At 53.5% G+C, this 15,014-nt stretch carries 13 protein-coding genes; all 13 read left to right on the top strand.

The window, feature by feature from the left end:
• The first annotated feature begins 55 nt into the window (after positions 1-55).
• The 13 genes from IM700_RS07300 to IM700_RS07240 all read left to right on the top strand — a co-directional run bounded on the left by IM700_RS07300 (position 56) and on the right by IM700_RS07240 (position 14,995).
• Positions 56-1,414: a CCA tRNA nucleotidyltransferase gene (locus IM700_RS07300; protein WP_193416006.1), complete on the top strand. Its 1,359-nt coding sequence runs from the start codon at positions 56-58 to the stop codon at positions 1,412-1,414.
• Complete coding sequence (locus IM700_RS07295) at positions 1,392-2,372, top strand: biotin--[acetyl-CoA-carboxylase] ligase (protein ID WP_193416007.1); 981 nt, start codon at positions 1,392-1,394, stop codon at positions 2,370-2,372. Before IM700_RS07300 ends, IM700_RS07295 begins: the two co-directional genes overlap by 23 nt.
• A gap of 302 nt (positions 2,373-2,674) precedes the next feature.
• Complete coding sequence (gene panB, locus IM700_RS07290; protein ID WP_155605322.1) at positions 2,675-3,553, top strand: 3-methyl-2-oxobutanoate hydroxymethyltransferase; 879 nt, start codon at positions 2,675-2,677, stop codon at positions 3,551-3,553.
• Entirely contained in the window at positions 3,550-4,452 is a 903-nt protein-coding gene (gene panC, locus IM700_RS07285) for a pantoate--beta-alanine ligase (protein ID WP_193416008.1), read from the top strand. The genes panB and panC overlap by 4 nt, the downstream gene beginning before the upstream one ends.
• On the top strand, positions 4,452-4,835 hold the full coding sequence (gene panD, locus IM700_RS07280; protein WP_155605320.1) for an aspartate 1-decarboxylase: 384 nt from the start codon (positions 4,452-4,454) through the stop codon (positions 4,833-4,835). Before panC ends, panD begins: the two co-directional genes overlap by 1 nt.
• Before the next feature lie 705 nt (positions 4,836-5,540).
• Complete coding sequence (locus IM700_RS07275) at positions 5,541-6,173, top strand: tetratricopeptide repeat protein (protein ID WP_306433133.1); 633 nt, start codon at positions 5,541-5,543, stop codon at positions 6,171-6,173.
• 187 nt (positions 6,174-6,360) lie between these two features.
• Positions 6,361-9,216: an ATP-dependent DNA helicase DinG gene (gene dinG / locus IM700_RS07270; protein ID WP_193416009.1), complete on the top strand. Its 2,856-nt coding sequence runs from the start codon at positions 6,361-6,363 to the stop codon at positions 9,214-9,216.
• An 18-nt stretch (positions 9,217-9,234) separates the two neighbouring features.
• A complete protein-coding gene (locus IM700_RS07265) occupies positions 9,235-9,903 on the top strand; it encodes a redox-sensing transcriptional repressor Rex (protein ID WP_272491425.1) in 669 nt (222 codons plus the stop codon).
• Positions 9,900-11,198: an amidohydrolase gene (locus IM700_RS07260; RefSeq protein WP_155605318.1), complete on the top strand. Its 1,299-nt coding sequence runs from the start codon at positions 9,900-9,902 to the stop codon at positions 11,196-11,198. The genes IM700_RS07265 and IM700_RS07260 overlap by 4 nt, the downstream gene beginning before the upstream one ends.
• Before the next feature lie 28 nt (positions 11,199-11,226).
• Positions 11,227-11,712 (top strand): cell wall elongation regulator TseB-like domain-containing protein, encoded by a 486-nt coding sequence (locus tag IM700_RS07255; protein ID WP_155605317.1) that lies wholly within the window; start codon positions 11,227-11,229, stop codon positions 11,710-11,712.
• Between the two features lie 97 nt (positions 11,713-11,809).
• Positions 11,810-12,811 carry a phosphotransferase gene (locus tag IM700_RS07250; protein ID WP_193416010.1) on the top strand — a complete coding sequence of 334 codons (1,002 nt, stop codon included), beginning with the start codon at positions 11,810-11,812 and terminating at the stop codon, positions 12,809-12,811.
• Between the two features lie 152 nt (positions 12,812-12,963).
• Positions 12,964-13,497, top strand: a complete 534-nt coding sequence (locus tag IM700_RS07245; RefSeq protein WP_193416011.1) for a hypothetical protein — start codon at positions 12,964-12,966, stop codon at positions 13,495-13,497.
• Entirely contained in the window at positions 13,490-14,995 is a 1,506-nt protein-coding gene (locus tag IM700_RS07240) for an AAA family ATPase (RefSeq protein WP_193416012.1), read from the top strand. Before IM700_RS07245 ends, IM700_RS07240 begins: the two co-directional genes overlap by 8 nt.
• The last annotated feature ends 19 nt before the right edge of the window (positions 14,996-15,014 follow it).

Here is a 15,014-nt window from a genome sequence, read left to right as displayed (position 1 = left end):
TGGAAGGGAGGTGTCCGCAATCGAGACGATTCGTTGGAGTCAGGTTGACCCCCTCATGCTGGTGCAAGGGGAGAACGTGCTGCGCGTCTTGCGGGATGGCGGGCACCAGGCCTTTTTCGTCGGGGGCTGTGTTCGCGATGAATGGATGGGGCGTCCGGTCCACGATATGGATATCGCCACCTCGGCCAAACCGGACGAGGTGGTTCGCCTGTTTGAACGCACGGTTCCGACGGGAATTCAACATGGCACGGTGACAGTGTTGATGGAAGGTCAGGCGTTTGAGGTGACGACGTTCCGCAAGGAGTCGGATTACGCGGATCACCGTCGTCCGGCTTCGGTGGAGTTTGTGGATGCGGTTGCCGAGGATTTGCGGCGGCGCGATTTTACGATGAACGCCATCGCCCGTGGGCTGGATGGGGAGCTGATTGATCCGTTTGACGGCCGATCTGATATTGAGCGTGGGCTGATCCGCTGTGTTGGCGTTGCCGAAGAACGGTTTGAGGAGGATGCCCTGCGGATGATGCGAGCCGTCCGGTTTGCTTCGACGTTTGGCTTCCGCCCAGTCAAGAGCTTGTGGAAGGCGCTCCTTGATGGCAGGGACAAGCTTGGTTATATCGCGACGGAACGCGTGCGTATGGAGCTGGAGAAGATCTTGCAGGGCCCGGACCCGCTCCGCGGGCTGGCCCTGCTTGAACGCAGCGGGCTGCTGCGGCATGCGAAAGCGGCGCAGGGACCGGCCGAGCCGGAGGCGGTGGCGGACGCGGGCGGCGAGGCTCTCGGCGCAGAAGCGGCGCTGGCGCAGCGCCTGCTGCATCGCGAGCCGCCACGCCGCGCGTTGCTGGGCGCGCTGCCGCTGTTGGAGCCCGCGCCGCCGGCGCTGCGCTGGTCGCTGCTGCTGCAAGCCCTAGGCGCCCCGGGCGAGGCGGCTTCCCTGCTGCTCAAAAGCTGGACGTTCCCGAACCAGACCGCCCAGGAGGCGGCTGGGATCGTCCGCTTTGACGAGGCGTGGGAAGCCATCCAGACCGGGGCGCCGGGCGAGCGCGAGCAGCGGCGCGGCTGGATCGGCCTGCAGGTCGCGTTCGGCCGCGAGACCGCCGGGCTGTGGCTGCGCCGCCAGCAGGCGGTGCTGCAAGCGGCCTCGGGCGACGACGCATGGCGGCAGGCCGGCCAGGCCGTGTTGACCAACGCGGCCCGTTGGCACCGCGAGGTGCGCGTGCACACGCTGAAGGAGCTCGCCGTCAGCGGCGGCGAAGTGCTGCAAGCCGCCGGCCGCAAAGGCGGCCCTTGGCTTAGCGAGCTGTTGCGGGAACTGCTGCTTGCGGTTGCCGCAGGTGAGCTGCCCAATGATCGGCAGACCCTTCTTCAACATGTCGAAACGGGGGGGAAGGAAAATGGAAGCAACTCGATTGATTGACATGCTCCTGGAGCATCCGGGGCAATATATATCCGGCGAGGAGCTCAGTCGCCGACTATCGATCAGCCGGACGGCAGTGTGGAAACAAATTGCCAAGCTGCGCGAGGAAGGTTATGAATTCGAGTCGGCGCCGCGGCGAGGATATCGGCTGATTCGCCAGCCGGACAAGTTGAGCCAAACCGGCTTGCTGCATGCGCTGCAAGGAAACCGCATGTTCGGGCGGAGACTGAAGCTGCTGGAATCAACTCCCTCCACGCAGGAGGAGGTTCGTAAGCTGGCGGAAGAAGGGGCACCGCATGGCACGCTGGTACTTGCCGAAGAGCAGACAGCCGGGCGCGGGCGTCAAGGCCGGCGTTGGTATTCGCCTCCCGGCAAGGGAATTTGGATGAGCCTGCTGCTGCGACCGGAACGGCAGCCTTTATCGATCGCACCGCAATTGACCTTACTTGCGGCGGTGGCGGTGTGCCGCGCCGTGCGCAAAGTTGGCGGCGTAGATGCCGGAATCAAATGGCCCAACGATATCTTGGTGGGCGGGCGAAAGCTGTGCGGCATCATCGTTGAATCGGTCGCCGAAGACGAGTTGATCCGTTTTGCTGTTGCCGGCATCGGTATTGACGTAAATTTGGAGGCGAAGGATATTCCACAGGAGCTAACGGCAATCGCCACCTCCTTGTCGCTGGAGAGCGGACGCCGAATCGATCGGACCGCACTTATTGGCGCAGTCCTGACTGAAATGGAGCAGCTTTACGAGCTGTATACGCAGGAAGGGTTTGCGCCAGTGGGGCATTTGTGGGAGGCGCTGTCGGTAACACTCGGCCGCGAGATTGCCGTTCATACCCCGAATGGGGTGCTAAAAGGTACGACAACCGGCTTGGATCCTAGCGGTGCCTTATTGCTGTTGGATCAAGATGGCAAACATTTCACGATTTTCTCTGGAGAAGTACAACTTGGCGGATGAAAAATAAAACGTAATTTGTTATACTGAGCACAGGAGGCGGTATCGGTAAAGATCCGAACTGCACTCCGGGCGCTCGTCGGAGGTATGTAAAGTGAATGTTCAACTGTCGGATGACGACATGAACAGCCACGATCAAGTTGCGTTGGATTCTGCTCTGAGCCGTAAGAAGGACCGAGACAGAAGAACGAGGAATGAACTCTTCTTTGGACTTCGGACCTTTTTAGTGCCAAACTAAAAGGTTTTTTTGTTGTGCGCGTTTTTTCAAGGTTCGCACACCCCCTAAACCGAAGGAGATGGATCAAATGGCAGGTAAACAGGCTTTAAATATCGTAAAAATGAAAAAGATGAAGCAGGACGGCATCCCGCTGGCCATGATCACCGCATACGACTATCCGTCGGCCCAGTTGGCCGAGGAGGCGGGGGCGGATCTGCTGCTAGTTGGGGACTCGTTGGGCAACGTGGTTTTCGGGTATGACTCGACGATTCCCGTAACGCTGGACGACATGGTTTACCATTCCCGTTCGGTTGCACGCGGAGCGCAGCATACGTTCATTGTCACCGACATGCCGTTTATGACCTATCACGGAAGCATCGACGAAACGCTGCGGAACGTCCGCCGTTTGATGCAGGAGGGCCATGCTCACGCTGTCAAAATGGAAGGTGGCGCAGAGATTGCCGGGGCCGTTCAGGCTATCGTGCAAGCAGGTGTTCCGGTACTGGGGCACATCGGTTTGACGCCGCAATCGGTCAATCAGATCGGTGGTTACCGGGTGCAGGGCAAGGACGCTGCGGATGCCAAGCGGCTAATGGACGATGCCAAAGCGCTGGAACGCGCCGGCGCCTTTGGCGTTGTGCTGGAGCTGGTTACTGAAGAGGTGGCAACGGCGATTTCCCGGGAGTTGTCCATTCCGACGATCGGTATTGGGGCAGGGCGCGGCTGTGACGGCCAAGTGTTGGTCTACCATGACGTCTTGAAATATACCGCAGACTACCGGGACAAACGGTTCGTCAAAACATATGCCGACCTCGGAGCACAGGTGCGTCGCGGCATATCGGAATACGTGGCCGATGTCAAGAATCGTTCGTTCCCGGCGGAAGAGCATGTCTTCCGTGCGGATCAAAGCGTGCAGGAATCCCTGGGTACGCTGTACGGTAAAGGAAAGGTGGAAGTCCGGTCATGATGACCTTTACAAATATACGACCGCTTCGTGAACAGTTGAAGGAAGCGCGGTTCACAGCGGCAAGGAATGGAAAACCAATCAAGATCGCGCTCGTGCCGACGATGGGATTTTTGCACGAGGGGCATGCCAGCTTGCTGCGCAAAGCGCGGGCGGAGAACGACTTGGTGGTTCTAAGCATTTTCGTTAACCCGATCCAATTCGGCCCTAATGAGGATTTTGAGCGGTATCCCCGAGATCCCGAGAAAGATCTGGCCTTGGCCGAGCGGGAGGGCGTAGATTTTGTCTTTCTACCCAGCGTTGAAGAGATGTATCCCCAACCGACGCGAACGAATATTAAGGTTGCCGATTTAACGGACGTCTTGTGCGGGGCGTCGCGTCCGGGTCATTTTGACGGCGTTACGACCGTCGTTGGCAAGCTGCTGCATATCGTGCAGCCAGACCGGGCTTATTTCGGGCAAAAAGATGCCCAACAGGTGGCGGTCATCGCGCAGATGGTGTTGGACTTGAATTTTGATGTTGAGATCGTTCCTTGTCCGATTGTGCGTGAGTCCGATGGCCTTGCCCTTAGCTCCCGAAACGTATACCTGAGTGCGGAAGAGCGGCAGGCCGCACTTGTCCTGTCTCGCAGCCTGCTGGCCGTTCAGGCTAAGGCAAATGCGGAAGCCAACGTGACCGCAGGAGAGGTGCTCGCCGAACTGCGCGATTCGATTGGAGCTGAACCGCTGGCCGTGATTGATTATGTGGAGATTGCCGATTTTCCGGGACTGTCCCCGCTGGCGGGCGGAGACCGGCTTGATGTTGCCGGACGACAGAGCGACGTGTTGATTGCGGTTGCCGTGAAATTTGGCAAGACTCGGCTGATCGATAACGTTATCTTAACGAAGAAGGTGAACGACTGATGTATAGAACGATGATGAAATCGAAAATTCACCGCGCGACGGTGACGGAAGCAAATCTGAATTACGTCGGCAGTATCACGATTGATGAGGAATTGATGGAGGCTTCTGATCTGCTGGAGAATGAGAAAGTGCAAATCGTAAACAATAACAATGGTGCCCGCCTGGAGACTTATGTGATTCCGGGGCCTCGCGGAAGCGGCGTCATTTGTTTGAACGGCGCGGCAGCACGTCTTGTGCAGCCGGGCGATAGTGTCATCATCATTTCTTACGCCCAACTATCGGCGGAAGAGGTACGCAGCCATAAACCAACGGTTGTGTTCGTTGACGAGAACAATAAGCCGGTGGAGAAGGCGCACCAAGAACTTCACGCCATGATCCGCTAAAATAAGGTAGTTCATAAAGTCATCTTCGGATCACGAAGTGGACTTAGGGGAGGGCTCGGCGTCGAATCTTGAATTCAGCCGGGCCCTCCGTGTGCTCACATAGCCTCCAGCTACGCTACGCACCTGGTCAACGTCGCTCGCTGATTGTATTCGATTTTTCATATGCAAATTGTCGCGAATGACCCAAAAACCGTGATGTATTCGGTTTTTCATACAGATTGCGGGTCATTGCCTTCCCAACACGCAATTATGTATGATATTTCGAATACATTCCGTCAGAATCATCGAAAACGCCAAATTGTATTCGATTTTTCATATGCAAATTGTCGCGAATGAACCAAAAACCGTAATGTATTCGGTTTTTCATACAGATCCCAGGACATCGCCCTTCCAACGTACAGTTATGCATGATATTTCGAATACATTCTGTCAGAATCACCGAAGACGCCGAAATGTACTCGATTTTTCGCATACAATTCGCGTCTTAGCTCTTGCGGTATCGCACACCTTGGGGAACAAAGGAACATACGCCTCCAACCCCCGACCCGCTGAGGACCCCAACTTGCGGCATCCGCCACAGTTACCAAAGTCAGAATAAAGCCTTCAAAAAAGTGTAATTCCTCCCTGCGGGAATGAAAACGGTCCTCGAAACAAAAAATGAACGTAAGGCTCGGACTGATTTCATTTTCGTTTGGGGGGATGCGAATGATGTTTCAGCATGTGTTTGCGGAAATGAATGAGATGTTGGACGAAATCACACGGAAATATCCCTTGGCCGGTAACGCTCAAAAGCTGGAGTTGGCTAAGAAATGGAGCCTGCTTCAGCATATGAGCGACGGGATCATCGAGGAGTGGTTATGCTTCGAGGAGAAAATGGGATATTTGCGCCATGCGTTTGGGAGCCTGGCATCCAGGGAGACGCCCGATCTTCCTGAATTGGATGACCCCGTTTTTATCAAAGGGCAAGGGTATTACAAACTGCTGATGTTTCCTCAGGCATTGTCCCAATTTGAGCAGGTCATGCAGCAGTTTCCTGACAGTGTGCTCGCCCAGACCTACATGGGAATGTGCCATCTGCACCTGGAGCAAATCGACAAAGCCGCGAAGCATTTCTGGCTGGTATTGGAGAAGGCGACGAACAAACGGCTTCGTTCCATCATTTACAACGCACTCGGATGCATTGAGGCGCAAAAAGGTGTGTTTACCAAAGCAAAAGAGTACTTCAAGTTGGCTCATCACAGCGATCCGTCCTTGCCCGAGCCACTGGCCAATTTGGAGGCCTGCACGCACAGCACGGGGAAATTGCATTACAGTCCGGAACTGACTTCCTTATTGTAGGTCTCATTCCGATTGAACGCACTTATTTACGGCTTGAATCATGTAGCGATGCGAAATTCCGCTTAAAGCGGCGCATCGCTTGTTTTGTTTTGTGATTTTTATTACAGATCCCGTTTGTATTAATTTTCAAATCGGTTATCTTCTGTTATGCTGTAAAGAGACTGGAATGAAGGGACAATTAATAGCAATGAAATACGCAGTGCTTGATTTTGAAACGACGGGTAACCAGTCCTCCGATGAAATTATTCAAGTGGGACTTGCCATTATAGAACCGGATAAGACGATATCGCAGGTGTATCGTTCCTTCGTGAAACCAGGTGTTCCGATCCCTCCTTTTATTACGGGATTGACGGGAATTACAGAGGAAGATGTCAAGGATGCGCCGGAGCTAGACGAAGTGATGGTGGAGATGGTTCCGCTTCTAAACGACGTCGTCTTGGTCGGGCACAATGTTGCATTCGATTTTAATTTCTTGCAGAGCGCTTTGGACAAAACAGGCTATTTGCCGTTTACCGGCCGCATTCTGGATACGATGGATTTCTTGAAAATCCTGTTTCCTTCGCTTACTTCCTATCAGCTCGGGCTGGTGGCGGCGGAGTTTGGAGTGGAGCATGATCGGCCGCATCAGGCGGACAGCGATGCGCTGGCGACGGCACTCATTTTCCTGAAATGTGTGGAGGAATGCGCGCAGCTGCCGCTGTTGACTTTGCAGCGTCTGGCCGATCTGTTTGCAGGCGAGGACAGCGATTTGGGCTGGTTTTTCGATGCGATGACGCAGGAGAAGGAACGCGAGGCGATGCCAAGCGAAGATGGTTTCGTGTACTATCGTCAATTCGCCCTGCAGGTGGAGGATTGGCTGGACATTCAAGCGCCAAGGGACAGTTCGGATCGAAATCCGCTGGCGGATGTGACGTTCGAGCAGTTCATGGAACAGGTTCGGGAACGGCTGCGAGAGCGTTTGCCGCAGTATGAGGAGCGAGAAGCCCAGAACATGATGCTGAATGAGGTCATGAGGGCTTTCGAGGAAGACAAGCATCTGCTGGTCGAAGCCGGAACGGGGACCGGTAAATCCTTGGGATATCTCCTGCCGGCCATTTACCACAGTGTAAAGAATGAAGAGAAGGTAATGGTCAGCACTCATACCATCAACCTGCAGGAGCAGCTGCGGGAGCGCGACGTGCCGCTATTGACGGAAGTCGTGCCTTTTCCTTTCCGCGCAGCCGTATTTAAAGGAAGGCAGCATTATTTGTGCTTGCGCAAATTTGAACATAAAATGAATAGAAAAGACTTCGCAACACCTAAAGAAGAGGTGATGACGGCCGCGCAAATGGTTGTGTGGCTGACACAAACGGAAAACGGCGACGATGAAGAGTTGAATCTCGGAAACCGCGGCGGCGACTTCTGGGAGACGGTAGCCAGTGAATCGGAATCCTGCTTAGGCCGATCCTGCCCCTGGTTCCGCAAATGCTTCTATCATCGTGCCAAACACGAAGCCGGAGTAGCGGACGTGGTCATCACGAACCACTCTAAATTGTTTACGGACATTCAGGCCGGGCACCAGCTGCTACCAGGCTATGAGCGGCTGGTCATCGATGAGGCGCATCATTTGGAAGATGTGGCCGGCAAGCATCTTGGCATTCATATGAAATACTTTACGGTGGTCCATACGCTGACCCGGTTGTTTAAAGACAGCAAGACAGGGCAGTTGGCTAATCTTCGGAGCTCGATAGATGCGTCGTCCGCGGAGAAAGCTGCGGAATGGTGCGCAGTGATCGATGGCATCTACCCAACGTTGGTGGATGTGAAAGAGAGCTGGGACAAGCTCAGCGAGCTGCTGTTCAGCTTGATGCCGGATCGCAGCGATGCGGCCCCCGGCGATCCGGGGCAATTCGTATATCGGCTGCTGCCGACCCGAAAGCCGAAGGATTGGGAGACACTGACCGCGCTCGAAAACCAGATTTACGTGGGTCTGGGCGACGTGCTTCGCAAAGGGGATCGTCTCCTGTCCGAGATTCGGGAGGAGCAGGATGATTATGCTGCGGAAAGCCTGCTTACCGATATCAGCGGCTTGTTTAAGGATTTAGCTGGAGAACGGGAATCACTGCGGTTTTTCATGAAGCTGGAAAGCGAAGACACGGTTTATTGGATGGAAGCCAACGGGAATTACCGCAGCCGCTCGCTGCAAATGTACGCGGTGCCGATTGACGTTAGCGCCCAGTTGAAGGAATTTTTCTTCGATCGGAAAAAAAGCGTAGTTATGACTTCCGCGACATTGTCAGTCGATAAGTCGTTTCAATATATGATCGAGCAGTTGGGTCTGACGGAGGCGGCGGAAGAGGAACGGTTGATTACGTCGATGTTGCCATCTCCGTTTAATTACCGGGACCAGGCACTCTTAGTCATTCCGCGTGATTTTCCGAGCGTAAAGGGCAGCGTGGGAGATGATCACTTCATTAACACGTTGGTGCAGTCGTTGGCAGATTCCGCGGTGGCTACGCAAGGCCGCATGCTGGTGCTGTTTACGTCCTACCGGATGCTGAGACAGGTGTATGACCCGCTGAAAGAGTTGCTCTCGGCGCAGGGGATCACCGTCATCGGGCAAGGGATGGACAGCGGTAGCCGTTCCAAGCTGACTCGGCGCTTCCAGGGTCAAAATGCATCGGTGCTGCTGGGGACGAGCAGTTTCTGGGAAGGGGTAGATATCCCCGGCGAGGCGCTGACAAGTTTAGCGATCGTGCGGCTGCCTTTTCAACCGCCGAACCATCCGCTGGTGGAAGCCAAGAGTGAGCGGCTGCAGCGGGAGAAGAAAAACCCATTTATGAAGTTATCCGTCCCGCAGGCGGTTATCCGCTTCAAGCAAGGATTCGGGCGACTCGTCCGTTCCTCGCAGGATCGTGGCATCGTAATCGTTTATGATACCCGTATCCTGGAGTCTTACTATGGGAAGTATTTTTTATACTCTTTGCCCGGACCGAAGATGGAGCATATGCCGATGAATCAAATGGTACCTCGCATCTCGGAATGGTTGAATCCCGAAGCCTAAACCGCTTTATTGATCGCATTGAAGAATAGGGGGAAACGAAGCATGAAGTCAGAAAAAATTTCGGACGCCGTCGTCCGCAGACTGCCGGTTTACCTGCGTTTCTTGAACGAACTCAGCCGCAGGGAGGTCCCCACGGTCTCCTCGCAGGAGCTGGGCCAGAAGTTGGATCTGAATCCCGCGCAAATCCGCAAGGATTTAGCGTATTTCGGCGATTTCGGTCGGAAGGGGATCGGCTATGACGTGGCTTACCTAATCGAGAAGATTCAACAGATTCTCAACCTGGACCAGCAAATTAACGTGGCGTTAGTCGGTGCCGGTAATCTAGGGCAAGCCCTTTCGAATTATAATGCTTATTTGAAGGATAATATGAAAATCGTCGCCGTGTTCGACGCATCGCCAGCAAAGATCGGTACCCAAATCAACAACATCACGATTCAACCGATTGAGGAGCTGGTAGCTACGGTACGAGCGAATAATATCCGTATTGGGATCATTACGGTACCTGACACAGAAGCCCAGCGCGTGGCAGACGAGCTGGTTGCGGCCGGGATCGGAGCCATCCTGAACTTCGCGCCAACGATTCTCAAGGTGCCGTCGGAAGTGCGGATTCATGCGGCCGATTTCACTACAGACCTGCTTAGCTTGGCATATTATCTGGAGGATGGAAAGGAACAAGCCAACGTATGAGTCGTAAATGGTTAATTAAGAACGGGACGTTTGCCGTACTGGAGACCAATCGCCCCGTGATTCATGGATATATGCTTGTTGAAGGCGATTCGATCACCTATATCGGAGAAGAGCGCCCGGAAGGCGTGGAAGGCGCCGAAACGTTTGACGGCAAAGGCTTGTTATTTTTGCCAGGACTGATTAACACCCATGGTCATGCGGCGATGTCGCTGTTGCGCGGTTATGGGGATGACATGGTACTGCAAACCTGGCTGCAGGAGAAAATGTGGCCGATGGAAGCCAAGTTTACCGCTGCTGACGTTTATGCTGGAACGGCGCTGTCCGTACTGGAAATGCTTAAAGGCGGTACGACCACGTTCTTGGATATGTACGATCAGATGGACGAAGTCGCCAAGGTTGTCGAGGAATCCGGCATTCGCGCCGTACTGATGCGCGGAGCGATCGGGCTATGCTCGCCGGAAGAGCAGGATCAGAAGCTTAAAGAAGCGATCGCGTTTGCCCAGAATTGGCACGGTAAAGCGGAAGGACGCATCACGACGATGATGTCGCCTCATGCGCCATATACCTGTCCGCCGGCTTTCATCGAGAAGTTCGTACAAGCCGCCCACGATCTCGATCTACCGATGCATACGCATATGTCGGAGACACGCGCCGAGGTGGAGCAGAACGTGAACGATTACGGCGTTCGCCCGGTAGAGCACCTGCGGAAGCTGGGCATGTTCTCCCGCCCGACGCTGCTCGCCCATGCCGTACATTTGACGGACGAGGAAATCGAGGTCTTGGCTTCTCATGGCGTTACCGTCTCTCATAATCCGGGTAGCAACTTAAAGTTGGCCAGCGGCGTTGCCAGAGTACCGGAGCTCCTGAAGAAGGGAGTGGTGGTATCGCTGGGTACTGACGGTGCAGCCAGCAACAATAACCTGGACATGCTGGAGGAGATTCGTTTGGCCGCGCTGATTCATAAAGGCGTATCCGGGGATCCGACGGCGATTCCGGCTCTAGAAGCACTCAAGATGGGGACGGAGTACGGCGCGAAGTCGGTCTTCTTGCCGAACACCGGGAAGCTTGCGGCTGGCATGAAGGCGGATTTCATCGCCTTGAACACGGAGCAGGCTCATTTTCTGCCGCGAACGGATTTCATCTCGCACACCGTGTATTCTGCTGGACCAAAAGACGTGGAGCACGTTTGGGTGAATGGCAAACAGGTCGTCAAACACGGGGCTTGCCTGACGCTTGATGAGGAGCGTATTCGGCACGACGCTCAAGCTGCGTTCGAGGGACTGCTGGCACGGTAATACGCTAGGATAGGAAAGGAAGAGAAGGTTGAGGAAGCGAACCCAATGGATTCTGCTGTCCATCGTGATCCTGTTGATCGTGCTCCTTGGTCTCCACCGGTTTTATCTATACATTCATGAGGATACGTGGAGAGCCGAAAGAGAGGCCGTTCAACAGGCGAAGCAGGAGACGGACCTGGTCCAGGGAGACGAGGTGTGGAAGTCGGTATGGGATGAAGTCACCTGGGTCGTGCAGGGGGAAGACGAATCCGGACGTAAAATGATGGTTTGGCTCCGAGAAGGACAGGACCCTGAGGTGCGATTGCTATCGGAAGGGAAGTCCGAGAATCAGGTTCGAGCCATCATCAAACAGACGTTGCCGGGTATTCAGGTTGTCCGTCTGCTGCCGGGCATTTACAATAACCAACTGGTCTGGCAGCTGTTCTACAAACAGAAGGACCACCACTATTATCGGTTCTTCAGTTTTACAACGGGCGAACCGCTACCGGAAGTGTTCACCCTGCCGAATCGCTGACGGGTCGTCGTAAATAGAAATATTCCTAATAAACGGTTTCGAGGTTTAGGCGAAAAGCCTGAATGGCGAGACCGTTTTTTTGTAAGGAGGGAAAGGCATGGAGTTGCTCGATCCAGCAGGGCAAGAGAATAAGGTGTGGGAAGACTTGAAACAAGCGTTTACCCATCATTTTTCTAGTCCAATCCGGCAGGCTATTCCTATTAAAAGAGGTTGGTTAAATTATAAATGGAAAATTACCACGGATTTCGGTGAATTTGTGCTTAAGCAATATAATAGGGAGCGGTTTAAGTCCTATCGGCCCGAAACGTTGCAATTGGCCTTATCGCAACAAATGCGATTAAGTGAACTTGGTTTTCCGTGCCCTTCGCTTCTTAGCTCGAACGGGAATAGGATGCTTGAGTCGGACAGTGGTGAAAAGTTCATTGTAATGGGGTATTGTCAGGGACTACTGGTTCCGCCGGGACAAGCCAACATCCATCAAGTCTATGATTTAGGACGGGGCACAGGCCAAATGCATCGGTTTTTTAATGACGGGACGTTGGGACGGAAGGAATCCGCCTTGTTTTGCCCTCCCGCTCGCGAGGAGCGATTGGAGCATTGGATTACGCTTCAGGAGCAAGCTCTTCGCAGCGGCAACCTCTTATTGTCGAGTGAGATTGAAACGCAACGCATTGCAACGGAAAACGTTGACCTGGGACGATTTGAACAGATTGCATCGGGGTGGGCGCATCGGGATCTTTGGATGGACAATTTGCTGTTTAATGAGAGTTCTGTGGCTGCGGTCCTGGATTTCGATCGCTTCAATTATGATTATCCCCGGCTCGATGTTGCTCGAGCTGTGATGTCATGTGCGTTTAGCGATCACTTGGACCTGACTCTGGCTACTGCATTTATGGAAGGGTATCGACAGGAGGTAGAAGCCCCATTTGAGACGGGGTACTTAACGACATCCCTGCAAATGCTGTGGTACATGGAATGTGTCTGGTGGATTCATGGGCAGATGGATCCACATAGCGCGCCTCCCGCGCGCTTCGCCAGGGAGATGAAGTGGCTGGCGGAAAATATCAACCGCTTGCCAGTGATGCTTGAGAATTTGTAGCATTTCGGGGTAGAACTGCTAGCTTCAAATTTTAAATATCTTCACACTTTCCTTCGATATTTGATATACGATGTGATATACTCATATTTGTAGTTTTGATAGACGGGTTGATATACTACAGAGATGATTATTATAGATAAGGGGGACATCACGTGAAACTGCGTATTGGACCAATTGCTGCAAGCATCGCTATTTCCGTCCTTGTGTTGTTTGGTGGATGGTTCCTGTATCGGCAATGGGCGATTGAACGTCCGCTGGAGAATATCGTAAAAAGTGTGGATGGTGTAAATCAAGTCGAAATGGATATCAAACCTGATGAGTTGGCGCTGAAGCTGAGTTTAAAGCCGGGGACCGATCTTGGCGCGCTAGTTCGGCAGATTGAACAGAACGGGAAAGACCAAATCGGCAACCGTACGTTGAAGCTAGACGTGGAGGATCATTCTTCTCCGACATTGGACCTGTTGTGGGAGAACGCGTTGTTCACCGTCGCGCAAGCGATGGAAAACAAGCAATATACGCAAATTACCGCGGCTCTAAAGCAAATGGAACAGGAAAACGACAAACTGACGGCTACAGCGGAAATGGACGAGAAAAACGTCTATATTACTTTGACGGATGGTCAATACAGTAAATTTGTTATTTTGCCGCGTACACCGGAACGAATGGGGGCATGGCCGAATGCGTAAATGGATGATCGAAGCAGCCATCGGATTTATTCCGGTCCTTATCGTATTCTTGGCAGTGACCGGTGTTAATGTTGTTCCGCTTGTCGTAGCTATGGTGCTGTTTGGCGCGTTGTTTACGGCGATCAAAATGCGCAGCGGCGGGATTACGATCGGAGCAGCCGGGGAACGGAAGCGCAAAAAGCGCGGCCTGGCAAAGCTAACCTTCGAGCAGATCGGCGGACAGGAAAGTGCAAAGCAGGAGCTTCGGGAAGCGCTGGATTTTATGGTGCGACAAGATGAAATCAGCAAGTTCGGCATTCGCCCGATCAAAGGGATTTTGCTGACGGGACCTCCGGGAACCGGGAAAACTTTGCTCGCGAAAGCAGCGGCACAATACACTAATGCCGTGTTTGTCGCGGCTTCGGGCAGTGAATTCGTTGAAATGTATGTCGGCGTTGGGGCGAGTCGGATTCGTGATTTGTTTAAGGAAGCGAGAACCCGCGCGGCGAAGGAAAACAAGGAAAATGCGGTTATTTTCATTGACGAAATCGAAGTGATCGGCGGAAAAAGAGAAGGCGGGCAGCAACGCGAGTACGACCAAACGTTAAACCAGCTGTTGACGGAAATGGATGGCATTTATTCCTCCGATACGCCGCGGATTCTACTGATTGCCGCGACGAACCGTAAGGAAATGCTGGACAGCGCTTTGCTTCGTCCAGGGCGGTTTGACCGGCATATTCAAGTCGATCTGCCGGATAAGAAGGGCCGCCGTCATATCCTCGAACTGCACGCGGCCAACAAACCGCTGCAAGAGGGCGTCAATTTGGACAAAATCGCGGAGGAATCGTATGGCTTCTCCGGCGCGCAGTTGGAAAGCGTGATGAATGAAGCGGCAATTTACGCGATGCGGGATGAGGTCGATCAAATTACCCAAGGTCATTTATCGATGGCTATCGATAAAGTGCTGATGGGCGAGAAGACAGACCGACAGGCCGCCGAGGAAGAGAAACGTCGCGTCGCGATTCATGAGCTGGGCCATGCCATTGCCGCTGAGGTTGTTGCGCCGGGCAGCGTTAGTCAAGTCGCGTTAAGTCCGCGCGGGAGAGCGCTTGGATATGTTCGCCATAACCCGCAGGATGAGAAGTATTTGTATACGAAATCGTATTTGGAAGGCCAAATTATGATTGCCTTGGCTGGGGCGGCCGCGGAGGAAATCTATTACGGTGGCCGCAGTACGGGGTCGAGCAATGACTTCGAGCAGGCTTTGAAGATCGTGCACACGATGATGACGTCTGGCCTGACATCGTTAGGAATCGTCAACATGGACATGGTGACCACCGAGGTGTTGATGAACGAAAATACACGAATTTTGGACGATCTTGCAGCAAAAACAAAAGAAATGCTGCAGCAACATTCTGCAGTCTTCGACAAATCGCTTGATCTCTTATTCAAGGAAGAGCGCCTTTCCGGCGAGCAATTCCGTTGTCAATTTCGTGACAGCGTCGATTTACCGGCATAATTCATGATGCCGGTTATTT

Origin of the sequence: Paenibacillus rhizolycopersici, from assembly GCF_014947195.2 — a bacterium.
Lineage (GTDB): Bacteria > Bacillota > Bacilli > Paenibacillales > Paenibacillaceae > Fontibacillus > Fontibacillus rhizolycopersici.
Note: the sequence above shows the minus strand (reverse complement) of the source record. Positions and strands in the feature narration are given on the sequence as shown.

Excerpts from the sequence above, each read along its gene's own strand:
- IM700_RS07300 (WP_193416006.1), top strand. The coding sequence starts at position 56 with ATGCTGGTGCAAGGGGAGAACGTGCTGCGCGTCTTGCGGGATGGCGGG.
- IM700_RS07295 (WP_193416007.1), top strand. The coding sequence starts at position 1,392 with ATGGAAGCAACTCGATTGATTGACATGCTCCTGGAGCATCCGGGGCAA.
- panB (WP_155605322.1), top strand. The coding sequence starts at position 2,675 with ATGGCAGGTAAACAGGCTTTAAATATCGTAAAAATGAAAAAGATGAAG.
- panC (WP_193416008.1), top strand. The coding sequence starts at position 3,550 with ATGATGACCTTTACAAATATACGACCGCTTCGTGAACAGTTGAAGGAA.
- panD (WP_155605320.1), top strand. The coding sequence starts at position 4,452 with ATGTATAGAACGATGATGAAATCGAAAATTCACCGCGCGACGGTGACG.
- IM700_RS07275 (WP_306433133.1), top strand. The coding sequence starts at position 5,541 with ATGATGTTTCAGCATGTGTTTGCGGAAATGAATGAGATGTTGGACGAA.
- dinG (WP_193416009.1), top strand. The coding sequence starts at position 6,361 with ATGAAATACGCAGTGCTTGATTTTGAAACGACGGGTAACCAGTCCTCC.
- IM700_RS07260 (WP_155605318.1), top strand. The coding sequence starts at position 9,900 with ATGAGTCGTAAATGGTTAATTAAGAACGGGACGTTTGCCGTACTGGAG.
- IM700_RS07250 (WP_193416010.1), top strand. The coding sequence starts at position 11,810 with ATGGAGTTGCTCGATCCAGCAGGGCAAGAGAATAAGGTGTGGGAAGAC.
- IM700_RS07240 (WP_193416012.1), top strand. The coding sequence starts at position 13,490 with ATGCGTAAATGGATGATCGAAGCAGCCATCGGATTTATTCCGGTCCTT.